Here is a 24,752-nt window from a genome sequence, read left to right as displayed (position 1 = left end):
CCCGTGAGGCGAGGAAGGAAACCGCTGTGAGCGAGGACGACATCCTCCTCGGCATCGCGCTGATCGTGGCCCTGGCCACCATCTGCCAGATCCTCGCGAGCAAACTGCGCGTCCCCGCGCTGATCCTGCTGCTGCCGGCCGGCTTCGCCGCGGGCGCCCTGACCGACATCGTCCATCCGGACCAGCTGATCGGGGAGGAGTTCTCCGCCCTGGTGTCCTTGTCCGTGGCGGTGATCCTCTACGACGCCGGGCTGGGCCTCGACCTGCGCAACCTCACGGGCCACACCCGCGCGATCGTGGGCAGGCTGCTGCTTTTCGGAGTCGCCCTCACCTTCTTCGGCGTCTGTGCCGTCGCCCCGGCCCTGTTCGGCATGTCGCTCAGGGTGTCCGCGATGGTGGGCATGATCCTCGTCGTGTCGGGGCCCACGGTCGTGGGGCCCCTGCTCCAGTACGTGCGGCCGACGGACAAGGTACGGCGCCTGCTGATCTGGGAAGGAACGCTGACCGACCCGATCGGCGCCATCCTCGGAGCGCTCGTCTTCCACGCCATCGCCACGACGCACCAGATCGACATCGGCCGTGGGTACCAGCTGGGCCAGTTCGTCATCAGCCTGGCCGTCGGCCTCCTCGGCGGAGCCGTGGGGATCGCGCTGCTGTGGCTGACCCTGCGCGTGCTCCGGCTCGGCGAGGCGCTCGGGACGCTGGCGCAACTGGCCACGGTGATCGCCGTGTCGGCAGGATGCGACATCGTCCGCGACGACACCGGGCTCATCGCCGCGATCGTCACCGGGATGGCCGCGGCCAACATCCGGGGCTTCGACATGCCCGCTCGTCGGCCGTTCTTCGAGACACTGGTCCAGCTGATCATCGGGCTGCTGTTCATCTCCATCTCGGCCAGCGTCACCCCGGCCTCGCTCACGCCCGTGCTCCTCCCCACGCTGGTCCTCGTGGCGTTCCTCGTCCTCGTGGTGCGGCCGCTCGTGGCCTTCACCGCCACGATGGGCAAGGACATGACCATGGGGGAACGGGCGTTCGCGGGATGGATGGCCCCGCGCGGCATCGTCGCGGCCTCCACCGCGGCGGCCTTCGCGGCGAGCCTCGTCGAACTGGGGCTGCGCGGCGCTTCCAAAATCCTTCCCATCACCTTCCTGGTGATCGTCTCGACGGTCGTGCTGTACGCCCTGACCGCCGGCCCCGTGGCCCGGCGGCTCGGCGTCGCCACGCCGAACCGCACACGGCCCCTCCTGGTGGGCGGCGCTCCGTGGGTGATCGCGCTGGGAACAACCCTGCGGTCGGCGGGGCTCGACGTGCAGATGTGGGCGGGACTGGAGGAGGAGCGCGAACGGATCAAGGACGCCGGAATCAAACTGGCCAGAGGGGACCTGCTGGCGACGGCCACCAATCCCAGGGCGCGACTGGAGGGAGTCAACGCCGTCTTCCTGCTCACCGATGACGACGACTTCAACGCGCTCGCCTCGGTGGTGGTCGAGGGCAACGTCGAGGGCCCCGTCTACCGGGTGGGGCCGCCCCACGAGAGCCATGGTGTCGTCGCGCCCTACACGGGCGGCGCCGTCCTGTTCGGCGGCTCGCTCGTCCGGCACGTCCTGGCGGGACGGTACGAGCAGGGCGCCCGGTTCCTGGTGCGGCCCGCGTCCGATCCGCTCCCGCCGGGACACGAAACGCTGTTCGTGGTCCGTGACGACGGCCGGCTGGAGCCGGCCGAGGAGACGCAGGCCGTCATCCCGGAAGCGAGCGACCTCGTCGTTCTGCTCGGCCCCGTACCGTCGGAGCGGCAGCACCCGCCCGAGGACTCCGCCCCGCCCGCCGACTGAGCGGTCCGCGCCCGGCGCCGGTCGCCCGGCCCCTCCGCCTAGCTGCCGCCCTCCCGCATGCGGTTCAAGGTCTCGTCCAGCGTGATGGCCGCATCGATGAGCGCCAGGTGGGTGAACGCCTGTGGGAAGTTGCCGAGCTGCCGGCCCGTCAGGGCGATCTCCTCGGAGTACAGGCCCAGGTGGTTGGCGTACGTCATCATCTTCTCGAGCACGAGTCTGGCCTGATCGGTCCGCCCGGCCCGTGCCAGGGCGTCGACGTACATGAAGGTGCACAGGGAGAAGGTTCCTTCGGAGCCGCGCAGACCGTCGGGCGAGGCCTCGGGGTTGTATCGGTACACCAGGCTGTCGGTGACCAGCTCCCGGTCCATCGCGTCCAAGGTGGACGTCCACATCGGGTCGTCCGGCGTGATGAAACCCACCGTCGGCATCCGCAGCAGCGACGAGTCGAGCACATCGCTGCCGTAGTGCTGGACGAACGCCTTGCGCGCCGGGTCCCAGCCCTTGGCCAGCACCTGCTCGTAGATGTTGTCGCGCTCGGCGGCCCAGCGGGAGCTCTCGGCCGGCCGGCCGTGGGCGACCGCCAGCCGCAGCGCGCGGTCGAACGCGACCCAGGACATGACCCGGCCGTAGGTGAAGTGCTGGCGCCCGCCGCGGGTCTCCCACAGCCCCTCACCGGCCTGGTCCCAGTGGTCCACGAGCCAGTCGAGCAGGGTGCGCAGCGATGTCCAGCCCTGGATGTCCAGGTGGATGCCGTGCTGGTGGGCGAAGGAGATGCTGTCGAGTGCCTCGCCGTAGATGTCCAGCTGCAACTGGGTCGCGGCGCCGTTGCCTATGCGCACCGGGGCGGACCCCTGGTACCCCTCCCAGTGCTCCAGGGTCTCTTCGTAGAGGTCGGAGGAACCGTCCACCCGGTACATGATGTTCAGCGGTCCCGTGTCGGTGGCGGATCCGGCCTTCTCCTTCACCCGGTCGCCCAGCCAGCCGATGAATGCCCTCGCCTCCTCCGTGAACCCCAGCCCCAGCAGGGCGTACACGGAGAAGGACGCGTCACGGATCCAGGTGAACCGGTAGTCCCAGTTGCGCTCGCCGCCCAGCTGCTCCGGCAGCCCCGCCGTGGGGGCCGCCACCAGGGCGCCGCTGGGTGCGTACGTCATCAACTTCAGGGTCACGGCGGAGCGCTCCACCGTCTCGCGCCATCGGCCCGTGTACCGGGACTGGCGGAGCCACGACCGCCAGTACTGCCTGGTGTCGTCGAAGAGCTGCTGGAACTCGCCGACACGGATCTCGCGCGGCGGCCCCTCCGCGGCCGACTCCATGACCAGACCCCGCTGTTGTCCGGCCTCCAGCGCGAGCGAGACGCGCAGGTCGTGATCGCCGGTTTGGGTGTGCACCACCCGCTCGTCCTCCGGCTCCCGCACCACGCTGAGGGTGAGTTCCAGGCCGTCCGAGGCGAACACCGCTCCGTTCGCGGTGATGTGCAGTGTGTGGGGCTTGCGGCCGTAGTCGAACCGTGGGGCGATCTCGATCTGGAAGGTCATGCTGCCGCGTACGCACCGGAGCATGCGGACCAGGCGATGGCGGTCCGTGGCCGTCCCCCCGGTCACCGGCATGAAGTCGACCACCTCGCCGGCACCGGACTCGGTCATGAATCGCGTCACGAGAATCGCGGTGTCCGGCAGGTACAACTGCTTCGTGGTGTACGTCTCGTCCGCCGGTCTGACCGAGAAATGCCCGCCCTTCTCCCAGTCGAGAAGAGCCCCGAACACGCTGGACGAATCGAATCGCGGGCAGCAGAACCAGTCGATCGTTCCATCCGTGGTCACCAACGCCGCGGTCTGCAGATCTCCGATCAGGCCATGATTTTCGATCAGCGGGTAGTCAGCCATGGGAGGACCCCTTCCGACGCCACCCAGTCAGCTTAAGCGCGGAATTTCCGGCGAGCCCGCCGAGCGGGCTGCCTCTGCGACTGCCGGGAACCGCCTTTAACATGGGAACGCACGAACTGGACGTTCAGGCCGCAATGCACCGCCGAAATCCGGAGGCTGCCCGTGGTGTCGAACCTTGCGCAGGCTCCCCGATCCTGCACAGGCCTCCGGTGTGGACTGCGCGCGAGCCGACGATGATGTCCTGGGCGGCGCGCTTCCGGTTGCGGCAGTACGCCAAAGCAAGCCTGTGGATCATCCCCCTGATCGGACTCCTGCTGGGGGCGGTGTTGGCCGAATGGGCCGCCGGCGTGGAGGGAGCGGGCTGGCTGCCGGACAGCTGGCAGTACTCCGCGACGACGGCGAGCAGTGTGCTCAGTTCTGTCGTCGGGGCCATGGTCGCGCTGCTGGGGTTCGTCGTGACCATCGGCGTACTCGTCGTCCAGCAGGCCACGGGAACCCTGTCCCCGCGCTACATGCGCCTGTGGTACCGCGACCGGCTGCAGAAGGCCGTGCTGGCCACGTTCGCCGGAACATTCGCGTACGCCTTTTCCCTGTTGCGCAAAATCGAGTCGGACGCCGTCCCCGACCTGGGGGTGACCCTGTCCGGCGTGGCCGTCTCCGTCAGCCTCATGCTCCTGCTCATCTACCTCAACCGGTTCACCCACAACCTCCGTCCCGTGGCCATCGCCGACCTGGTGGGGCGCTTGGGCGAGAAGGTGCTCATCCGGGCGACGCAACACATCCACCGCTCCTCGGCGAGCGACGAGGCTTCCGTGCCGTCTGCCGGTCCGGTGACCCGCATCCGGTCCGAACGGGGCGGAGTCATCCAGGCGTTCGACGCGGCGGGGCTGATCGCCACCGCCGTCCGCCACGACTGCGTCCTCGTCCTGGCCCACCAGGTCGGCGACTTCGTACCGCCCGGCACCACCCTCGTAGAGGCCCACGGCTCCGCGCCGGAACCCGACCCACGGCGGGTGACCGGACTCGTCGCCCTCGGAACCGAGCGCACCATCGAGCAGGACCCGGCCTTCGCCCTGCGCATCCTCGTCGACATCGCCATCCGTGCCCTCTCTCCCGCCGTGAACGACCCCACGACCGCCGTCCAGGTGCTCAACCACGTCGACACGTTCCTGCACGTGGTCGGCCGGGCCCGACTCCGCGGCCGGTACGTCCTCGCCGACGGCGGGGGCCGGCCCCGGCTGGTGGTGCCGGGCCGCGGCTGGGAGGACTACCTGCAGCTCGGCGTCACCGAAATCCGTGAGTACGGGGCCACGTCCCTCCAGGTGTGCAGGCGGCTCCGCGCGCTGCTGGAGGACCTGCTCGAAACCCAGTCGGCCGAGCGTCTTCCGGCGGTACGCGCCGAGCTCGCCCTCCTCGAGGAATCCGTCCAGCGGGCGTTCACCGACCCCGCCCGCCGCGCCACCGCGCAGACGGCCGACCGGCAGGGCATCGGCGGTGGGCGGCGTCCCCGGAGCGATCCCTCCCGGTGAGCCGTTCACTCCGAGGTCCCCGAGCCGGTGATTCCCGGTGGCGGGGTGTCAGGTGTTGATCCGGGTACCCGGTACGGCCGCGCCTTACGGTGAGTTGTGTGACGGAACAAGCGGCGGACGCCATGGCCACGGAGATGGCCACGGCACAGCTCAAGGAGCGGCTCTACGCGACGATCACCATGATCTCCGTCGTCATCGGGCTCGCGGGCAGCAGCCATGTGACCGTCCTCGGATCCGTGGCGACGGTCGTGACCGCCTCGGTGGGCCTGTGGCTGGCCGCGCTGGTCGCCGATCAGCAGGCCCATCGTGTGACGCGCGGAGCTCTCGCACGGGGACGGGAACTGCGCGCGATGCTCTTCGTCAGCAGTCCGCTGCTCCTGTCCGCGGTGGGCCCGCTCGTTCTGATCGGCCTCTCGGCGCTGGGAGTGATGGGCCTGGAGACGGCCCTGCTCACGGCAGCCGGGGTCAACGTCGCCACCTTGTTCGCGTGGGGGTGCTACGGCGGGGTCCGTATGGGCGGAGGGACGGTGTTCGCGCTGCTCGCCGGCGCGATCGACGCGGCGATCGGCACAGCGGTCGCGGTGGTCAAGGCTGCCGCCGGACACTGACGCCCGCCCGCAGCCAAGGGGCGGGGTCGGCGATCAGCCCGCCGTGGAACCCGAGACCTGGTCGTCGGCCGAGCTCAGCCGACGTGCGAGTTCGGCGTAGGCGCGGCCCTCCCGGACCTCGCGTACGTCATCACCCGCATCGGCGAGTCGTTCGTGTACGCGGATCTGATCACCGGCGACGAACCCGACGCGACCAAACCGGCGGCCGCCGTCGCCGCGCTGCTGCGCTGAACCGGTTGCTACGGGGGGCGGCCCGGTGGCCTCCCGGCCAGGATCGCCCCCCGGTCCTCAGCCCGAGACGGCCTCGGCCCAGCCGCGGTTGACGGTCTCTCTCGCCTTCTCCGTCTGTGCCTCCGTCGGAAACGCCGGCGTGCCCTCGACCGTCGGAAGTTTCGCCGCGGCGGCCTTGTCGAGGGTGCCGTCCTTCTCCATGGCCTCCATGAGGACAGGTCGTGCGAAGGCGCCGAGCCGGATGTTCTGGCCCTCCGGGCTGAAGACGTACTCCTGCCACAGACGTGCCGCCGCGGGGTGCGGGGCGTCCTTGTTCACCCCGTTCGCGTAGTACTCGGCGAAGCTGCCGTCGAACGGGATGGCGGTCCGCCAGTCGACGTCCACGCCCTTCCGGCGGAATTCGTCGGCGTATCCGAGGTTGAGGAAGTCCCAGTCGATGCTGATCGGGGTCCGGCCCTTCGCGATCGTGGCCGGTGTGGATTCGACCGGGTTGAAGTTGCCGTTCTTGCTGAGCTCGGCGAAGAAGTCGATGCCGGGCTGGATGTCGTCGAAGGAACCGCCGTTCGCCAGGGCCGCCGCATACACGCCGGCGAAGGCGGAGCCGGACTTGGTGGGGTCGCCGTTGAGCGAGACCTGGCCCTTGTACTCGGGCTTGCGCAGATCGGCGAAGGTCGAGGGGCAGGTCTTGACGCGCTTGGCGTCACAGCCGATCGAGATGTAGCCGCCGTAGTTGTTGTACCAGCGGGCGTGCGGGTCCTTCTGTTCCTCGGGGATCTGGTCGAACGGGGCGACCTCGTACGGAGCGAGCAGGCCCTGCCGGGCCGCGGACTGCGCGAACGAGCCCCCCACGTCGACCACGTCAGGGGCGCGGCCCTCGCCCCTGTGCTCCTTCAGGGCGTTGACCTCGTCCTGGCTGGTACCTTCCGGGTTCTCCACCATGACCTTGATCCCGTACTTCTTCTCGAAGCCGTCGATCAGTGCGCCGTAGTTGGCCCAGTCGCTCGGGAGCGCGATCGTGTTGAGCGAGCCCTCCTTCTTCGCCGCCGCGGTCAGTGCCGCCATCCCGCCGGCGTCCGCGGCGGAGGTGGCCACCGCGGGTGCTCTGGGCGCGGCGGGGGGCTCGTCTCCGCAGGCGCCGAGGGGCGCAACCGCGAGGGCCAGGAAGGCGGCGACGGAGGCTGTCCGGCGGCGGGGTGCGGGCACAAAGGCTCCATAACGGCGGTCGTGTACTGATCGAGGCCAGCGTACGTTCGGCGGCCTCGGCAGCGCAGTCCCAGACGGTGGTGTCCGCTGTCTTCCCCGCGGCTGCCGTACCGGCGCGTTCTCAGAACCCCTCGTCGTCCCACCCGGCCAGGAGCGCCTCCCCGAGATCCATCGCGGGCGGCGCGGCCCCGTCATGGAGGGCCTGCTCGCTCCAGATGATCTTGCCGCGGGCGGTGTAGCGGGTGCCCCAGCGCTCGGCGAACTGCGCGACGAGGAACAGGCCGCGGCCGCCCTCGTCGGTGGTCTCGGCCCGACGCAGGTGCGGGGAGGTGCTGGACCCGTCGGAGACCTCGCAGACCAGGCTGCGGTCGTACAACAGCCTCACCCGGATGGGCTCGGTGCCGTAGCGGATGGCGTTGGTTATCAGCTCGCTGAGGATGAGTTCCGTGGTGAAGGCGATGTCCTCCAGACCCCAGTCCGCCAGTCGGCGGGCGCAGGCGTTGCGCACTGGGGACACGGCCGCGGGGTCGGGGGCCACGTCCCACTCGGCGATCCGCTCGGGGTCCAGCCGGCGGGTGCGGGCCACCAGCAGCGCGACGTCGTCGCTGGGCCTGGCGGGAAGCATCGCGTCGATCACCACGGTGCAGGTCTCCTCCGGGGTGCGGTCGGGCCCGGCCAGGGCGGCCCGCAGCGCTGCCAGGCCCGCGTCCGGATCGCGGTCGCGGCTCTCGATCAGCCCGTCGGTGAAGAGTGCCAGCCGGGAGCCTTCGGGCAGGGTGACCGTCATGGTCTCCATGGGCATACCCGCGCCCAGGCCCAGCGGCGGGGAAACCGGCACCTCGGGGAAGGACACGGTTCCGTCGGGGCGGATCAGAGCGGGGCCCGGATGCCCGGCGGTGGCGGCGGTCACCTGCCCCGAGACGGGATCGTAGATGGCGCACAGACAGGTGGCTCCGGTGATCCCCTGCCACTCCTGCTCGTCGGTGTCGATGTGGGTGACGAGCTCGTCCAGGTGGCTCAGGAGTTCGTCGGGGGGCAGGTCGAGGGTGGAGAAGTTGTACACGGCGGTGCGCAGGCGGCCCATGGTGGCGGCGGCGTGCAGACCGTGGCCGACGACGTCGCCGACCACCAGGGCCACTCGGGCGCCGGGCAGCGGGATGACATCGAACCAGTCACCGCCCACCCCGGCCTGGGCGGCCAGGTAGCGGTGCGCGACCTCGACGGCGGACTGTTCCGGTACGCCTCGGGGCAGCAGGCTGCGCTGCAGGGTGACGGCCATGTTGTGCTCGCGCGTGTAGCGGCGGGCATTGTCGACGGACAGTGCCGCCCGGGCGGTCAGCTCCTCGGCGAAGGACACATCCTCCTCGTCGAACGGCGGGGAGTCCTGCCCCCTCCAGTAGCCGGCCATCCCCAGCACCACGCCCCGGGCCCGCAGGGGCACGACGACCAGGGAGTGGATGCCGCGGTCCAGGATCTGAAGGGCGTTGGCCTGGTTCTGGGCCCGCCAGCGGTGGGTGGCGCGCAGGTCCGCTTCCAGGACCGCACGGCCGTCGGCCAGTCCGGCGGCCATGGGCCCGGTGGGAGCGAACCGGATCAGCTCGCCGACGGGGGAGAGCGGGTGGTCGCCCTGAAGGCCGACGACGGCGGTCCGGCGCATCTCGGTGATCGCTTCGGGCGGCTCCTCGCCGCGCAGCACCGGGTCCAGCAGGTCCACCGTGACCACGTCGGCGAACCGCGGGACAGCCACCTCCGCCAGTTCCTCGGCGGTGCGCTCCACGTTCAGCGTCGTTCCGACCTGCACACCCGCGTCGTAGAGCAACTTCAGCCGCTCGCGGGCCACCTCGGCCCTGCCGGAGAGTGCCCGCAGCTCGGTGGTGTCCCGCAGCGTGACGACGGTCCCGGCCTGCCCGTAGGGGGCGGTGGGCCGGATGTTCACCGCCAGCAGCCGATCGGCCGCCATGTGCAGCTCGTCGGTCGCGGAACGGCCCGATGCGATCGGATCGGCGATCCCCTCCTCCAGGCCCAGGTCCGTGACGGGGAGCCCTTCCGCGTCCACCGGCAGATCCAGCAGCCGCCGCGCCTCGTCATTGGCCAGCAGCAGCCGTCCGCCGCCGCCGATGATCAGTACGCCCTCTCGCACCGCGTGCAGCACCGCGTCGTGGTGCTCGTACATCCTCGTCATCTCGGCCGGCCCCAGGCCATGGGTCCGGCGCAGCAGCCGACGGCTCACCAGAGCCGTCCCGCCCGCGGACAGGGCGAGCACCGCGGCTGCGCTGCCGAGGACGACCGGCAGCTGCCGGTTCACCATGCTCTGGACGTTCTGGACCGTGACCGGGGAGGAGACGACGGCGATGACGGAGCCCTCGGGGTCTTTGACGGGGACCACCGAGACCACGGACCGCCCCAGGGACCCGTCGAACGTCTCGGTGAAGGATTTGCCGGCCGCGGCCTTGGAGAAGGGACCGACGACGTGTTTCCCGATCTGCTCCGGGTCGCTGTGGGTGAGGGTGACCCCGTTGAGCGAGTACACGTTGATGCCGTCGACCCCGGCGATCTTCCGGGCCGCCTCCGCGCTCGGCTGCAGCACCGCGCTCGGATGGGGGCTGCGCAGGGCCGCGACGATTCCCGGAGATTCCGCGAACGTTCCGGCGGCGGCGAGCGTACGGTGCCGGGCGTCCAGCATGGCGGCGCTCTGGGCCTGCACCACGAGCGCCACCACCGCGGCGGCGACGAGAAGCACCACGACGACCAGCTGCACGAGGAACACCTCGCCGGCCACACTGCGCACGCTCAGCAGGGAGGACAGGCGCTGCGGCCGAGGGGGAGGGGAAGAGGTCATGGTTGAACTGAGCAGCCGACGCCGGAGATGTTCCAGGAAGTCGCTCATATTCCATCTTCCAACCTCTGTGGCCCGTCGGCAGCGGGGGAGCGAAACGGGTCGCCGAGCAGGAGCTCTCCTGGGCCGGTGGACCGGAGTGGCAGCCATGCGCCCGGGCGAGGCAGTCTGTATTCATGAGAGCGCCTTTGCGCTCGCCCCCGGGACCGGGAGCCGGCGGGCACCACCAAGTCCTTTTCGCCCTTGCGGAGTGCGTGCCCTTCGCGATCGCCCTGCTGGTGCTCCTCATCGAGCTCACGCCCGCGCACGTGGTGTACACCGGCCCCATGCTGGTCGCGACACCCGCTCTGGCGGCGGTGACGATGGGTCCCAAGGGCACGCTCGCGGCGGCGGGGGTGGCCGTCGCCGTCAGCGTGACCACCGCCACCCACAACCATGCCTGGGGTGGCCAGCAGGTCTACACGAACTTCCTCGCCCTGCTGCTGGTCTCGGTGGCGAGCTTCATGACGAGCCGCGCCGCGCGCACGCGCCGGGAGAACGAGCTCAACCAGGTCCGCCGGATCGCCACGGCTGCCCAGGAGGTCCTGCTGCGGCCGGTGCCGGACCGGCTGGGCCCCGTACGGGCGGCCAGCATGTACCTGGCGGCCGAGAGGGGCGCGCAGATCGGCGGCGATCTGTACGACGTGGTCCAGACCCGGTACGGGGTCCGGATGATCGTCGGGGATGTCCGGGGCAAGGGACTGCCCGCCGTACGGGCCGCCGCGGTCGTGCTGGGCGCATTTCGCGAGGCTGTCCACTACGAGGGCGACCTGGTGGAGGTCATCAACCACTGTGGAGCGGCCCTGCGGCGGGACGCCGTCGTCGCGGGCGTGGGCGTGGGCGGCGGTGACGACACCCTCCTGGAGGGATTCGTCACCGCGCTAGTGGCCCAGATCCCGGACAGCCATCATGTGGAGGTGATCAACCGGGGCCATCCGCCGCCGATGCTGCTGCGCGACGACGCAGTCCGGCCTTTGATGCCCACCGCCCCCCTGCCGCCGCTCGGTCTCGAGGAATTCATCAGTGGTCCTCCCGGGCGGACGGACAGCTATCCGTTCGCACCGGGGGACCGGCTGCTGTTGTACACCGATGGGGTCATCGAGGCCCGCGACCGGGACAACACCTTCTTCGACCTGCCCGAGGCCATGGTGACCATGCGCGACCACACCCGGCAGGCGTTCTTGGAGGGGCTGCGCCAGGCACTGCTCCGCCACACCCAGAGCCGCCTGGCGGACGATGTGGCGATCATCGTCGTCGACCGGCCCGAAGTCGGCGAGAGTCCTGAAAGACCCGGGGACAGCTGACCGGATACGCGAATCTTTGTCGTCGTCCGAAGAGTGCCGGGCTCCCCCGGGAAATCTCCGGGGAACGTTCAACGGCGTCGGGGCCTACTCCATACCGCGTCCGCTGATGGGGACGGCGCCCAGGGAGACGACCCCCTCGGCGAGCTTCACCGCGGGCAGGGCGGCCAGCAGGGCCTCCGGGCTGTTCGCGGCGAGGGTCGGCGGCGGGACGAAGGCGTCGCTCGTCTGGAGGTCGAAGATCAGCTCGTCGATCTCCTGACGCGTGGTGGACGGCATGACGAACGCATGGACGTGATCGCCGACCTCGGACATCGACCACTTGGCAAGGAGGCGTGGATTGGGACGCCGGAAGCGGACACTGAACGATCCGGGTGTCCGGGCGACCTCCAGGGACGGCTTGATGTTCAGCTCCTTCAGCCGCCGCTCCATGTACTCCGGCCGGCCACTGCCGCTGGTCCGCGTACCCGTCGAGGCGGCCTGCCAGGCGGCCTGCCCGGCTGCGTCGAGGTCGGCGTCGTCCATGAGCGCGTCGACCAGTGCCGAGCCGCCGTACCAGCGGCCTTCTGGGGCTGGTCGGCGGCCTTCGGTACCTCCAGGGCGTCGGCGCGCTCGGTGTCCACCCAGGCGCCGGCCACTCGGGCCGCGGTACGCAGATGCCGGTAGGCGGCCGGCGAGGGGCGGGCCCGCAGTAGGTTCCGGCGGACCGCGACCGCGACCGCGTCGGCCAGGCGGCCACCACCATTTCGCGCGCCCGGGCCGTACCCGGCTCACCCAGCACTTCCCCATGGTCGAAGAGGACATAATCGAAATCATGCGAACTGTGACTGCTCATGTCAGCGTGAGAGTGGAGGAATCCGTACCCCCCGTATGAAGGAGTCGCAGTCATGGGCGGTAAGCAGGACAAGCGCCAGGAGCCGGGCAAGGGCCGTGAGGCGCAGGAACACCAGCGCCGCGGAGACCCCGCACACCCCCGGCCGGGCAAGTCCCGCGAGCAGGGAGAGAAGCAGGGGAAGAAGGAGACCTCGCACCGCCGCGAGGACGACCTGATCCGCGAAGAGGACCTGCACGACGAGACGTTCTGAGCCCAGCACCAAGGCGTCGGCAGGGACGGCTGTCCACCGATTGCGTGGACCCGAAGGCGAGACACGGCACCATCTTCTCCGTCTCGCAACGGCAATCGTGACGGCATGAGTCCCGGACGGGCACTGTGCTTGCCGACCTCGGGCACGGCAGCGGGGGACCGGCTCGCCGGCCACCCGGCCGGCCTGGAGCCATCGCGTACCGCCCACCGCCCGCGCGCTATGACGAACCCGCGGAGTGGGGGAGTGAACTGCTGCGCAAGGGTGAAGATCACGCGCGTCGCCGATCTCGCAGCGGTCCGGACCGATACGACAGGCCTGTCGAAAGTCACCTTTCCGCAGCCCGCAGCCCGCAGCCCGCAGCCCGCAGCCCGCAGCCCGCAGCCCGCAGCCCGCAGCCCGGAAGTGGTGGCCCATCTCCCCGGTGGAAGGGAATGCCCTCATGTCTGCACCGTCGACGATCGACCACAACGCCCGCGGATACAGCGCTGAGCTCGCCTATTGGATGGTCCAGGCCGCCGAGCTGGCCTACAAGGACGAGGACACGGTCGAGCAGAAGGCCCGGGAGTGGGGTTTCGACCGGGTGCGCCACCACCACACCCGCTTCACGCCGCCCTTCCCGCTGCAGGACACCCAGGCGTACACCATCGCCAGCGACCGCATGATCATCACGGGCTTCCGGGGCACGGAACCGGACCAGATCCGCGACTGGCTCTCCGACGCCACCACCCCGCCCTGGCCGGGCCCCGCCAAGACCGGCTACATCCACTACGGCTTCGGTGAAGCCCTGGGCTCCGTCTTCCCCTCCGTCCGCGACACCCTCGCCGAGCTCCGCGACCACGACCAGAGCGTGTGGTTCACCGGGCACAGCCTCGGTGGCGCCCTGGCGATGCTCGCCGGATGCCGGCTCTACCTGGAGGAGCCGCGACTGCAGGCGGACGGCATCTACACCTTCGGCCAGCCCCGCACCTGCGACCGGCTGCTGGCCGCCGCCTGCAACAAGGGTTTCAAGGACCGGCTGCACCGCTTCGTCAACAACAACGACATCGTCCCCCAGCTCCCGCCCGAGCCCGCGTACACCCACGTCAACACCCTGCGCTACATCGACTCCACCGGCCGCATCCGTTCCTCCATGCCATTGCTCGGTGCACTCACCGACCGGGCCAAGGGCATGACCGCGGACCTCCTCGCACCGGCCGCCGACGCCGTACGCGACCACCCCATCAAGCAGTACGTGGCAGCGCTGGAGAAGAACCTCGCCTGACGCCGCCCGGCTCCGCGCGGCCAGTCCTGGTCGCCCTTGAAGCTCAGCCGTGCGGCCTGCCCTTCTTCAGCCGGGCGTTTCGCAGAACCAGCGCCTTGTACGCGTCGGTCATCGAGCGGGTGGGGCCGACGGCGGTTCACCCAACCGGGGTAGGCCAAGTGCCCAGCCGGAGGCGCTCCATGAGGTACTTCTCCGCCCACCCCTTCGGGTTGGCGCGCCAAGCGGCCACCACCAGTGCACGCGCCCGGGCCGGGCCTGGGCCACCGAGTACCTCCCCGGTAGTCGAAGAAGCCGATGTCGGCGGCGGCGTTCGCCTCGTGCAGCAGGTACGGCACCAGCCACCCGGCGGTCTCCAGCGGGTCGGGCCGGGTACCGGCCCGCTGGAGCGTCTGACTGACAGTCACTGGCGAAAGTGATCACGTGACTTCGCAGGGGGGCAGGTCGGCGAGCCACACCCCGGTCGGGTGCTCGCTCCCGTCCGGCAGACGTTCGAGGTGAGCCCGCCCCTGTAGGTGCCGGAGGATTTCCCGGCCTCCGAGAGGGGCGCGGTGTGTGGCCGGCGGCCGTCCGTGTGCACGTGTTCGGACCACCCGGTAACGTCGATTACGTGCGTTCCGCCCATACCGCCGCGCCGTCGCCCGGCGGGCAGCCGTCGATCGGCAGAGGAACGGGATCACATGGCAGAGCACAGCTACCGTAACGGGATGGCCGTTGCCGGGGCCGGTCTGGCCCTCCTGGCAGCAGTCGGCCCGACGTCGGCGGGCGCCGCCCAACGGAATGCCGATACCGGCACTGTCACCGGGCCCGGCACGGCCGCCGCGTCACGCTTCGTGCCGGGTCCCTGCCCCAGGACGCCTGAGCCGATCGAAGCGCTGGCCACCGCCCGGTGCGGATTCCTGGAGGTCCCCGAGAACCGTGCCCGCCCCGGCGGCCGGACCGTCCGGCTCGCCGTCGCGGTCATCCCGGCCGCCTCGGCGAAGCCCGCCCAGGATCCCGTGGTGTTCATGTCGGGCGGCCCCGGTGGCGAGACCTTCGACGACATTCCGTTCCTGGTCTCCTCCGGCCTCAACCGGGACCGCGAACTGATCATCATGGCCCAGCGCGGCAATCTCTACGACAAGCCCAACCTCGCCTGCCCGGAGCTGGACCGCTTCTACGCCACCTCCGTTGGGCTCCCCTCCTACGCACCGCAGACGGAACGGCTCATGCTCGACGCGGTGAAGCAGTGCCGAGCCCGCCTGACGGCCGACGGGACCGACCTGAGCGCCTACAACAGCACCGAGAACGCAGCCGACTTCGCCGACCTGCGCACGGCGCTCGGCATCAAGCAGTGGAACGTCTACGGCCACTCCTACGGCAGCAACCTGGCCATGACCTACCTGCGCCTGCACCCCCAGGGGATCCGCGCGGTGGCGCTCGACTCCATCGCCCCTTCCCAGTACGTCTCCCTGCCCTTCGCCTGGGCCGGCGCCCAGGAGGGCCTCGAGAACCTCTACAAGGCCTGCGCGGCGGAGCCCCGCTGCAAGAGCCGTTACCCGGACATCGAGCGCACCCTGAACGAGCAGGTGCGCAAGCTGGAGGCCCGGCCGCTGACGCTGAACGTCCGGCCGCCGCAGGGCGGAGACCCGGTGAGGGTCGTTCTCGACGGCGGCGCACTGGTGAACCTGCTGGTCGCCAAGGCGATTCCGTTCGTCGACGTCCCGGCGGCGATCGAAGAACTCGGCCGCGGACGTCCGGAACGCTTCGCCCGGGCCCGCGCCGCCGGCTCGGTCCAGGTCACCGGCCAGACCGCCCACGGTCTGACGAATTCGGTGGTGTGCAGCGAGTGGGTGCCGGACCACTCGGCGTCCGACGTGCTGAAGGCGGGCCGCGAGGCGTTCCCCGACTGGCCGGGCCCGGTCCTGGCCCAGGCGCCCCAACTGGCCTTCCAGGAACAGGTGTGTCGTGTCTGGAACGTCCCGGACCGCACCGCCACGATGCGGGTGGCGCCCGTCAGCTCGGTGCCGACGCTCTTCATCAACGGGACGGGTGACATGAAGACCGGGGCGAGCTGGGCGCAGAAGACGGCCCGTACGCTGCCCCATTCGACCACCGTGCAGGTCCCCGGCATCGGGCACTGGGTGGTCCCGCAGTCGTCCTGCGCCCAGAAGGTGCTGGCGTCCTTCCTCACCCGTCCGACCGCGCCCGACACAAGCTGCGTGGCGGGCCTCGGGTGGGAACCGTTCACGATCACCCCGAAGTGACCGGGAGAGCAGATGTCACGCACGCACGCGCGACGGTTGCGCTCCAGGTCGGCCGCAGCGGCGACCGGAATCCTCGTCACCGGCCTGTTCGCGGCGCCCGCGAGCGCGCGGGAGGAGACGCCCGGAGGAGCGAGCGGCACGGTCGCCCGCACCGTGGGCGACGCCCGCTACGAGCCGGGCCCCTGTCCGAAGACGCCGGAGCCGGTCCCCGAACTCGAAGGAGCCCGCTGCGGCACGCTCACCGTGCCCGAGAACCGCGCCAGGCCGGGCGGCCGAACGATCAAGCTCGGCGTCGCGATCGTCCCTGCGGCCGCCGCCAACCCGAATCCCGACCCGATCGTGTGGCTCGCCGGTGGACCCGGCGACGACGCGGTCGGTGCGGCAAAGAGGGCGGTCGACGGCGGCCTGAACCGCGACCGGGACGTGATCCTCATGTCCCAGCGCGGGACGTACTCGGCCGACCCGGCGCTCACCTGCCGCAACATCGACGAGTTCAACGCAGGTGCGGTCGGCCTCGTCTACGACGCGCCCTCCACCGAGCGTGAGCACGTCGACGCGACGAAGGCCTGCCGCGAGAAGCTGGCGGGCAGCGGGGCCGACCTCAGGGCCTACAACGACATCGAGAGCGCCGCCGACTACGCGGACCTGCGCACCGCGCTGGGCATCAAGGAGTGGAACGTCTTCGGCATCTCCTACGGAACCCACCTGGCGCTCGCGTACATGCGCCTGCACCCGGAAGGCATCCGGTCGGTCGGCATCGACGGCATCCTGCCGCCGGCCAGGGCAGGCGCGGCGGCGACATGGAGCAGTGCCCGGCAGGGCTTGGACGGTCTGTTCAAGGCGTGCGCGGAGCAGCCGGCGTGTAACCGCAGATATCCGAACGTGTCCGCCACCTTCGACCGCCTGGTCCGCGAACTGGAGGCCAAGCCGGTCACCACCACCGTCGCGCTCCCCGACAGCCCGAAGCCGGTGAAGGTTGTCCTGGACGGTGGAGCGCTGCTGAACTGGATGGTCTCCGCCACCCATGTCGCCCCCGGGGTCCCCCGCTCCCTCGACGAGCTGGCCCACGGCAAACCGCAGGGCATCGCCGAGCAGTGGGCGGGCAGCAAGTTCAGCCCCCAGGCCATCGGCCGGGTCTCCCACGGTCTCGCCTACGGCGTCTTCTGCAGCGAGTGGGTGCCGTACGAAACCGAGGCCCAGGCCGTCCGGGCCGGCCAGGAGGCGTTCCCGACCTTCCCTGCCTCGGTACTGGCCCAGGCGCCGCAGATTCCCTTCCTCCGATCGGACTGCGAGGCCTGGAACGTCCCGGCGGCCCCCAGCTCGATCCGGGACGTCACCCGCAGCGACATCCCCACCCTCGTGCTGTCGGGCGGCTTCGACTCCCAGACCGGCGCCGACAACGGCCCGTACGTCGCCCGCACCCTGAGCCGCGCCACGGTCGTCACGGTCCCCTACGTGCCCCACGTGGTGTTCGCCACCTCGAAGTGCGCCCAAGCCATCACCGCCTCCTTCTTCGACACCCCGACCGCCCCGAACACCGCCTGCGTCAAGGATCTCAAGCCCCCGGAGTTCGAGATCGCTCCTTGAGACGACCTGGCTTCTGGACTTCAGGAAAGAAGGTGGTGTCCGTGAATCGGATGGTGTCGTTGTGGCCCGCCGGGGGCGTCCTGGTCGCGGTCGTACTGGCCGGTGTCGCAAACCCGCAGGCATACGCGACCGGCGACGACCGCGAGAAACGCAGCGCAGAGGTTCTCCAGGAGCTGGTGCCTTCTCCTGATGCTCCGGGCTGTGCGGCAGCCGTCGGCACACGGGGAAGCGTCGTCTGGGAGGCGGGGAGAGGGAAGGCCGATCTGACGACCGGGCGTGCCATCACCTCGAAGACGGTCTTCGACATGGCATCCAACTCCAAGCAATTCACTGCGGACGCCGTCCTTTTGCTGGCCGGGCGGCACCAACTCGCTCTGGACGACCCCCTGTCCGACTTCCTCGACCATCCGCCCGCCTGGACGCGGGACGTCACGCTGGGCGACCTGATGCGTCACACCAGCGGCATTGCCGACTACCAGGATCTGCTGGAGGCCAAGGGCATCAAGCTGACGGATCCGGCCGGCCAGAAGGAAGCGATCGCGGCCATCCTCGCCTCACAGCCGGAAGATGCGCCAGGCAAGCGCTTCTCCTACTCCAACTCCAACTACGTCCTCCTGGCGCATGTCGTCGAGAGGGTCACGGGCAAGCCGTTCCCGACCTTCCTGCAACAGGAATTCTTCACCCCACTGCACCTGCGCATGACCTTGTCCCCGGCGGTGGACGTTCCCGGCAAGGCAAAGTCGTACGACGAGAAGGACCGCTCCTTCACTCCCAATTCCTCCCCCTGGAAACAGTACGGAGACGGGTCCGTCCAAACCACCCCTGGGGAATTCGTCCGCTGGGCCGACAACTACCGCACTGGTCGCATCGGTGGAACGGAACTGCTCGCCGGAGTCACGGAGGGAGCGGTGAGCGTGGGCGACGTCCTGCGCCGGCGCGGCATCGAAGAAGGGCGGTACGGGGCCGGAATCCTCCTTCTGCCCGACAAGAGCCTGGTGCACCGCGGAGACTGGGAGGGATTTCACAGCACCTTCAAGGTGAGCCCGGACCGCAACACTGCCGTAGTCGTCGCGTGCAACGTGGATTCGCCCGACAATTTTCGTGCGGCCAATCAACTGCTGGATATATGGGCTAAATGACGGGTTTCCGTGTGGAGGCCGCCCGGCCGCCGCAGTGCATTTTCGCAGGTCAGCGCCGTGCTGTCCGGGTCCAGGTCAGCAAGTGGTCAGCATCGGTCCCGATCATGTCCCGGCGTTGCTGACCTCGGAGAGGTCGTGTCTGCGACCTCCCGCCCTGCACCGGAGACTTGGCTCTTGCGCTCCTGGTCACAGCAGGTTCTTCGTGTGCTGGTAGTACACAGGACACACTCTTGTTGACCAGCGAGAATGGCAGACTTGGTGGTGGTCGACGGCGAGCTGGTCCGTGAATGGCCCGGATCTTGGTCCACACTCATTGGGGTGGCCGCCCTGCACCACCCGGGTCCTGCGGAGGCACACCGGGCCGGTCTCGGCTGCCCCGCCCGCCCCGCCAGCCGTGCCCGGAACAGCCGCACGCTCGCCGGCGCCAGCCCGGCCGCCGCGAGTACGGCCCCGGCGACGACAGCAGGGCGGTGGTGCAGATGCAGCCCCGGCCGCCCAGTCCGAGGCCGAGCAGCAGCACGAGCCGCGCGGGGCCCGAAGGGGCGCCGGGTTATGAGGCGGGTTGCGCCCATGAGGTCTCGTCCACATGGACGCGCACGCAGGGAGGACGTGACGTCGGCTGGCGCGAGTTCCGCCCCGACGTCCGCGGTCCGGCCGCTGTTGGGCTGGCGGCCGAGCCCTCGCCCCTCTGAGGATCCCGTGCGAGAGCCGGAGGTGCGCGGGGGCCTAGGTGAGAGCCCTCCCGTCCGCTCCGACACCAATGTCGTCACACGGCGCTGAGTTGAGCAGTCACTTTTGTCGCCCGTCGATCTTGCGGATCTCGGCAAGCACGTGGCCACGCTGGCCCCGCCCGGGGAACCGGTGAGCCTAACGTGCCCCGCGTGTACCGAGACCCGGCCGGGGGCTGCGGCTTCCGGTGCCTTGGAGCGGACCATGGCCTCGATCTCGGTGCGCAGACCGTCGTCGGCGACCAAGGTATCGAGTAGGGCGTACCGACGGACCGTTCCCACCAGGTGCCCCTCGTGGTCGACGACGGGGAGGCGCTTGAGACGGGACAGGCGTGCCAGCCAGTCAGCTTCGGCCACAGTCGCGCTGGGACTCACGGTGATGGCTGGGGAAGTCAAGTGCCCCGGCGTGTTCGCGGGACAGCGCCCGTGCCACTTCGGTGCACGGCGTGTCGCCGTGCACCGAAGTGGTTGCGGCGGTGTCAATGATGTTGCGCACCAGCAGCATGCCAGCCGCGGCTTCGGGCCGGGGCGCCGTGATCGCCCGGGACGCCGGTTGCCCGGCGGCGTCGGCCGCGGAACCCCGTCGGCAAGGCTGTGCCGACCGCCTCTTGGCGGGTGGCGAGGCCGCAGTGTGCGGCTTGGCGTGAGGCTGGGCACGACTCGACTTCAGAGCCGTCAACCAACAGCTCCGATACCAGTTCCCACGGCAGAGGGAACACGGTGTACGGAGGTCGGCGTGGTGGTGGGGACCTCAACGAGGCGGAGTGCCCCGGCCGTGGACCGGGGCACTCGCAGGTCGGCGGAGAAAGTCACCACTGGGACTTCTTCTTTGTGTCGGGGCGACGTCGTCGCCGTGGGTGGTTCACGCAACGCGCTGCGACTGCAAGGAGAGGTTCGATTCGACAGCACGGCACAGGTTTGGGGAGGTCCTGAGCATGTGCACTGGACGGGCCGCCTACCCGTCGAGCCAGCTCAGGGGGTCGATCTCGGGAACCCCCGCCTCCGTAAGGCAGGTGAAGGTGAGCGGAGTGCCCAGGGACGCCAACTCCGACAGGAGAGCGGGGGACACGAACATCTTCGACCCGGTTTCCGCCGTGCCCGCGATGTCCACATGCACTGCATAGCCATCTCGCTGGAGCGCCAGCAGGCTCTCCAGTCTGGGGCGGATCTGGGTAACCAGGGTGAAGGCCTGGACCTCCAGCGTATCCTTCTCACCCTTGCTGACATTCCAGGTCCAGCGGTCCGCCGTCGACTCGACGTGGGAGCCGTCAGTCAACAGCTCCGGTACCAGTTCCACGGCCGCGGCAACGCGGTGCGCGTCGACTTCTTCCTTGTCGACCACCAGCGCGACGCGCACACCTCGCCAGTTCTCACGCATGCTCATGGCGCCCTCCATTTCTTCTTCCGGGTCATCGGGAGTTCAAGTTGGGTGTGAGAGACAAGGGAACGCCCAGCTGGGCGATTCTGGAAAACAGGGGAGCAGGAACCAGGAATTGTGACCCGTGGTCCGCGAAACCGTAGACCTCCAGATATACCTCAGGGCCTTCCGCTTGCATCGACCGCAACTGAGAGGCGCACCCCTCTGCCGCAGACACGATCTGCTCCAGCTGCTCGGCGGGATCTCGGGTGGTGTGTTCATCGCACGTGAGTCGCCACCGTCCGTCGACCTCACCCGGCGGCCCCCAGCGGTCTGGTCCAGGCAGACGGACAGCGGTTGGCTGCAGGCCGAGCCGTGCCGACACCGCGTCAGGGTCGAGATCATTGCTTTTGACGACGAGAGATACGCTCGTAAGGACCCACGGACGGGCCGTCCGATGCAAACCGGAACTCACCGTACTCAACCATCCTTTCTTTTTTGGTCATTCTACTTGAATTCACGGCAGGCGGCCCAATGGACATTCCCCATGTTTTCCCCGAGGAGTTCCGAGAGCATGGTTCTGCGGGATACCGTTGTGGAATTTTCATAGACGCTAAAGCCGTTAACTCCCGTGGCCTCTGGTGGCGCGAGCGTATAATTCGGTATTCGATCTCCCTCGCGGAATGTCTCCACGGCTCCGCCAGGGTACGTTCCACCCTCTACGGCTACGCCGCTCATGCCGGGGATTCGATCACCGTGCGGCACGTAGAACGATATTGTTGTGCCCTTCGGGACCACTATTTCTCCGGCTTCCCTCTCGATGTAACCGTGACCTGCCAGCACGGTTTCACCGTCAGTCCGCCCACCCTTCAATACGCGAGTCGCATAGTACCGGCCATCGTCGTCTGGCCAGGAGCGCGTCAGGATTTCAGGTTTGCTTTCCATGACAGCCCGTCTCACCTCCTCGGGAGGCGGAATATGTGCTCCTGAGCCTCTGCTTGCCAAACCGTCAAAGGTGGTGCTGGTTCGGCCCGGGAGAGTCTCCCGGGCGGCAAGCTTTTCCCCCGCCCGCGCTCCGCCCATGCCCTTGGGGCCGACGAACTCGGGGAAGAGACGGCCGACGCCTTCGCTGAAGTCGCCCTTGAGGCTTTCGATGAGCCCTGCTGGAACGCGTTCGGGGTGGGCGGCGGTGGAGACCAGGCCTGCCAGGGTCATGTTGAGGTGCTGCTGGTACTCGGCGGGGTGGGTCAGGTTGTAGGGGTCGTTGGGGTTGAGGCCGCGGGCGAAGTTGAGGATGTCGGCGGTGCCTTTGACGGCTCCGCCCAGGACGTGGGTGAGCTCCACTGCCTGGGAGCCCTCGTAGTCCATGAACTCGGCCATGATCTGGCGTGCCGTTGACGGCTCGGCCGGGGCATGTTCCGTGGCGGCGGCGATCGCCCGATCGACGGCGCGGGCGGCATCGTCGCGCTGGCGACGCGCCTCATCGAGGATCTCCCTGGCCCGCGTGCAGGCTGCCTCGCCCGGATCGGCGCCCGGCGCCGGGCACGGGCCCGGGTCCTGGCCGGCCTTGACGGCCTCCTCGTACGCCTCGGCCCTGGTCTTGTAGGCGTCGGCGGCGTCCTTGGACGCCTTCTTGCCCTGCCGGTAGAGCTCGATGGCCGATTGGGCCTGAAGCTGAGCCCACATCACCGTCTCCGCGTAGCCGCTCAGCGCGTTGCCCGCGGCCTCGCACGCGTCGGCGGCGTGGAACCAGTCGGTGGGATGCATCGCGAACTTCCCGCGGAACGCGTCGGCCGCGGCTCCCTTCCAGTGACCGGAGTCGAGAGCCTTCATCCCCTGTCCTACCCGGTCGAAGGCTGCCTGGAAGTCTTTGAGATGGGCCGCCGACTCCCAGATCGCGTCAGGCTTGCCGTGGAGCAGCTCGTTGGCCTGCTGGGTCTGGCCGAGCCGTTTTTCCGGCATCGCGCCCAGGCCGTGGGCGACATCGTCGCCGAAGTCCTCGACCTTGTCCGCCCAGTCGTGCGCGCCCACGTAGTCCAGACCCGCGCCGATGCCCTCGGTTGCCATGTCGACGCCGTGGCCGATGGCCTTCTTGGCGGAGTCCACACCGTCGCCGAGCGCGTCGATGCCTTTGCCGAGCAGGCTGCCGAAGTCGGTCATCAGCGGTCACCACCGATATCGGGCTTGGGTGCCGGGCCGGCGATGCCCTCAACGGTCCGGTCCATCTCGTCACGGAGGCCGGCGGCGTCGATGATCTGGTTCGACAGGAGGATGTCGGAGCTGTTCACATCGTGGATGGCGCTCTTCCAGGCGTCCTTGCTCTCAACGGAAGCGTGGTCGAAGGACTCCTTGCTGTAGTCCGCGTCCCGGATCTGGGTGTACGGGTTGTCGGCCAGGACCTCACCCCAGCCCTTACCTGTGATGTCGCCCTCGGACGCGTAGGGGTTGCCCATGGCCGCGTTCGCCACCACCTTGAAGGTGCCCTGGACGTACTGGTCCTGCTCGTGGAAGGCACCGGCAGACAGGCCGACGTTCTCGGCGAAGCTGTTGCCTTGCTGGACCAGAGAGCGCACGCCCCATTCCCACCGTTCGCAAAACGTCCTGAAGGTGGACGCCAGGCCGTCGTGCCCCGTGTCCATCGTGGACAGAGCGAGATTGGCGAAGCCCCGGCCCATGCTGGCCGTGCCCACCATCCCGATCTCCTTCAGCTCACCCAGTGTCTGTGTGATGCCCTGCGCAATGCTTCCGAGTGCTTCCTTCGACGCATCGAGATCCGGCTCACCCCCGCTCACGCCGCTACCTCCCCATCCAGCGCAACCGCATCCGGCACAATGCCCCACACCGGCGGGAACACGACGCCATCAGGACCGGCCGAGTTCAACGCGACACCGCACGGGAAGTCCAGCGCCGGCACCACCTCGTCCAGCAACCGCGCTCCGACCCCTCGCCGGTAAGTCCACTCCCGCTCCGCCTCACCGCGTGCCTCGGCGAACCGGGCCAGCGCCTCCTCGTCACAGAACGCGTAGATCCAGTCCAGACCGCCGAGTTGCGCCGTCCACAACCCGCCCGCCTCATCGAGCGGGACCAGCACCACTCGGCCACGGAAATCCGCCAGCCGCTCCCGCGCCGCCTCCCGGGCCTCCTCAAGAGGATCAGCCTCGACCGCAGGGGCAGCCGTAACCACGGCTGGCGGCATCGCCGCGCCTGAGGGCGCGCGTTCGGCTGCCTCTGCCCGCAGCCGGCTCCACTCTTCGTCAAACCCCACCCGTAACTCCCCACACCCCGTTGTCACGCGCCTATCGCCGCGTGACACATCCCCTCAAACGTTGATCGAATGTACTTTTGCATGCGGTGAGGGAGCCGACCAACTTTGCCGGTCTTCCGTCAGGGACGGGCCCGACACATGCAGCCTGGGGGTTGTCCGTTCGGGGGAAGGAGCCTTGGCCGGGCGCAGTGCAGGCCCCGTCGCGCGGCGCCATGGATCGGGACCGGGGCCGCGATCACCGGTCCAGATTGCGAGGTCCGGCAGGCAGCCGAAGTTGGTGTGGAGGCCGACCTCACTCGCGGGCCAGCGCCGTGCCCCGGTGGTGGGTTGCCGGCAAGGTGGCCAGGATCTGCTGGTAGCCGGGGTGGTCCGGGGACCGTTCTGGTCCATGTATGGCCCGGATCTTCTCCATGAAGTGGGTTACCGGAGAGAAGTGACTCTGGAATCGACCGGTTTCGATTGCTTCCCCGAGAGTAGAGGACGGTGCCCGACGGGGCGTTTCTGCAGGTCAGGCACATGCTCAACTTGATGGCGTCCCACGGAGTGGTGTAACAGATCTTGGCTGGGAAGTGCGCCGCTTGTGTGCCCTCGCGTGCATCGACTGCTGGTGAATGCTCCCTGA

The 24,752-nt window shown here is 69.3% G+C and carries 20 protein-coding genes; 10 read left to right on the top strand and 10 right to left on the bottom strand.

Annotated features, from left to right (window positions below; all coding sequences use genetic code 11):
- Positions 1-26 precede the first annotated feature (26 nt).
- Complete coding sequence (locus tag ACGFYQ_RS07540; RefSeq protein WP_393740996.1) at positions 27-1,832, top strand: cation:proton antiporter; 1,806 nt, start codon at positions 27-29, stop codon at positions 1,830-1,832.
- Positions 1,833-1,870: 38 nt separating this feature from the next.
- Here the strand turns inward: ACGFYQ_RS07540 and ACGFYQ_RS07535 are convergent, their stop codons facing one another.
- Complete coding sequence (locus ACGFYQ_RS07535) at positions 1,871-3,718, bottom strand: glycoside hydrolase family 15 protein (protein WP_393740994.1); 1,848 nt, start codon at positions 3,716-3,718, stop codon at positions 1,871-1,873.
- 209 nt (positions 3,719-3,927) lie between these two features.
- Between ACGFYQ_RS07535 and ACGFYQ_RS07530 the strand changes: the two genes are divergently transcribed.
- From ACGFYQ_RS07530 to ACGFYQ_RS07520, 3 genes are all read left to right on the top strand, one after another.
- Positions 3,928-5,247, top strand: coding sequence for a DUF2254 domain-containing protein (locus ACGFYQ_RS07530; RefSeq protein ID WP_393740992.1), 1,320 nt, complete (start codon positions 3,928-3,930; stop codon positions 5,245-5,247).
- Between the two features lie 98 nt (positions 5,248-5,345).
- Positions 5,346-5,855: a hypothetical protein gene (locus ACGFYQ_RS07525; protein WP_393740990.1), complete on the top strand. Its 510-nt coding sequence runs from the start codon at positions 5,346-5,348 to the stop codon at positions 5,853-5,855.
- A 57-nt stretch (positions 5,856-5,912) separates the two neighbouring features.
- Positions 5,913-6,086: a QsdR family transcriptional regulator gene (locus ACGFYQ_RS07520; RefSeq protein WP_393742099.1), complete on the top strand. Its 174-nt coding sequence runs from the start codon at positions 5,913-5,915 to the stop codon at positions 6,084-6,086.
- Positions 6,087-6,143: 57 nt separating this feature from the next.
- On the opposite strand, the gene ACGFYQ_RS07515 is transcribed toward ACGFYQ_RS07520, so the two are convergent.
- Together ACGFYQ_RS07515 and ACGFYQ_RS07510 are read right to left on the bottom strand one after the other, a co-directional pair.
- Positions 6,144-7,289: an ABC transporter substrate-binding protein gene (locus tag ACGFYQ_RS07515; protein ID WP_393740988.1), complete on the bottom strand. Its 1,146-nt coding sequence runs from the start codon at positions 7,287-7,289 to the stop codon at positions 6,144-6,146.
- Positions 7,290-7,410: 121 nt separating this feature from the next.
- The gene (locus ACGFYQ_RS07510) at positions 7,411-10,128 is read right to left on the bottom strand and encodes a SpoIIE family protein phosphatase (RefSeq protein WP_393740986.1); all 2,718 of its coding nucleotides are present in this window, start codon (positions 10,126-10,128) and stop codon (positions 7,411-7,413) included.
- Between the two features lie 173 nt (positions 10,129-10,301).
- Between ACGFYQ_RS07510 and ACGFYQ_RS07505 the strand changes: the two genes are divergently transcribed.
- Complete coding sequence (locus tag ACGFYQ_RS07505; RefSeq protein ID WP_393740984.1) at positions 10,302-11,468, top strand: PP2C family protein-serine/threonine phosphatase; 1,167 nt, start codon at positions 10,302-10,304, stop codon at positions 11,466-11,468.
- Positions 11,469-11,552: 84 nt separating this feature from the next.
- Here the strand turns inward: ACGFYQ_RS07505 and ACGFYQ_RS07500 are convergent, their stop codons facing one another.
- Positions 11,553-11,990: a hypothetical protein gene (locus tag ACGFYQ_RS07500; RefSeq protein ID WP_393740981.1), complete on the bottom strand. Its 438-nt coding sequence runs from the start codon at positions 11,988-11,990 to the stop codon at positions 11,553-11,555.
- A 362-nt stretch (positions 11,991-12,352) separates the two neighbouring features.
- Here ACGFYQ_RS07500 and ACGFYQ_RS07495 point away from each other — a divergent pair, with 362 nt between their 5' ends.
- From ACGFYQ_RS07495 to ACGFYQ_RS07475, 5 genes are all read left to right on the top strand, one after another.
- Complete coding sequence (locus tag ACGFYQ_RS07495; RefSeq protein ID WP_393740979.1) at positions 12,353-12,550, top strand: hypothetical protein; 198 nt, start codon at positions 12,353-12,355, stop codon at positions 12,548-12,550.
- 439 nt (positions 12,551-12,989) lie between these two features.
- Complete coding sequence (locus ACGFYQ_RS07490) at positions 12,990-13,811, top strand: lipase family protein (RefSeq protein WP_393740977.1); 822 nt, start codon at positions 12,990-12,992, stop codon at positions 13,809-13,811.
- 677 nt (positions 13,812-14,488) lie between these two features.
- Positions 14,489-16,054: an alpha/beta fold hydrolase gene (locus ACGFYQ_RS07485; protein WP_393740975.1), complete on the top strand. Its 1,566-nt coding sequence runs from the start codon at positions 14,489-14,491 to the stop codon at positions 16,052-16,054.
- A gap of 12 nt (positions 16,055-16,066) precedes the next feature.
- Positions 16,067-17,641, top strand: coding sequence for an alpha/beta fold hydrolase (locus ACGFYQ_RS07480; protein ID WP_393740973.1), 1,575 nt, complete (start codon positions 16,067-16,069; stop codon positions 17,639-17,641).
- 50 nt (positions 17,642-17,691) lie between these two features.
- Complete coding sequence (locus ACGFYQ_RS07475) at positions 17,692-18,780, top strand: serine hydrolase domain-containing protein (protein WP_393742097.1); 1,089 nt, start codon at positions 17,692-17,694, stop codon at positions 18,778-18,780.
- 86 nt (positions 18,781-18,866) lie between these two features.
- On the opposite strand, the gene ACGFYQ_RS07470 is transcribed toward ACGFYQ_RS07475, so the two are convergent.
- The 6 genes from ACGFYQ_RS07470 to ACGFYQ_RS07445 form a co-directional block, all read right to left on the bottom strand.
- The gene (locus ACGFYQ_RS07470) at positions 18,867-19,865 is read right to left on the bottom strand and encodes a hypothetical protein (protein WP_393740971.1); all 999 of its coding nucleotides are present in this window, start codon (positions 19,863-19,865) and stop codon (positions 18,867-18,869) included.
- Between the two features lie 598 nt (positions 19,866-20,463).
- Entirely contained in the window at positions 20,464-20,892 is a 429-nt protein-coding gene (locus ACGFYQ_RS07465) for a hypothetical protein (protein WP_393740969.1), read from the bottom strand.
- A 25-nt stretch (positions 20,893-20,917) separates the two neighbouring features.
- The gene (locus ACGFYQ_RS07460; RefSeq protein ID WP_393740967.1) at positions 20,918-21,340 is read right to left on the bottom strand and encodes a DUF4279 domain-containing protein; all 423 of its coding nucleotides are present in this window, start codon (positions 21,338-21,340) and stop codon (positions 20,918-20,920) included.
- A 32-nt stretch (positions 21,341-21,372) separates the two neighbouring features.
- Entirely contained in the window at positions 21,373-23,025 is a 1,653-nt protein-coding gene (locus tag ACGFYQ_RS07455) for a putative T7SS-secreted protein (protein WP_393740965.1), read from the bottom strand.
- A complete protein-coding gene (locus ACGFYQ_RS07450) occupies positions 23,025-23,558 on the bottom strand; it encodes a hypothetical protein (protein WP_393740963.1) in 534 nt (177 codons plus the stop codon). The genes ACGFYQ_RS07455 and ACGFYQ_RS07450 overlap by 1 nt, the downstream gene beginning before the upstream one ends.
- A gap of 95 nt (positions 23,559-23,653) precedes the next feature.
- Positions 23,654-24,130, bottom strand: a complete 477-nt coding sequence (locus tag ACGFYQ_RS07445) for a hypothetical protein (protein ID WP_393740961.1) — start codon at positions 24,128-24,130, stop codon at positions 23,654-23,656.
- Positions 24,131-24,752: the final 622 nt, after the last annotated feature.

It is taken from the genome of Streptomyces sp. NPDC048258 (genome assembly GCF_043201995.1).
In the GTDB taxonomy this organism is placed as follows: Bacteria; Actinomycetota; Actinomycetes; order Streptomycetales; family Streptomycetaceae; genus Streptomyces.
The sequence above is the reverse complement of the archived record's forward strand: the minus strand, read 5'-3'. Positions and strand labels throughout refer to the sequence as shown.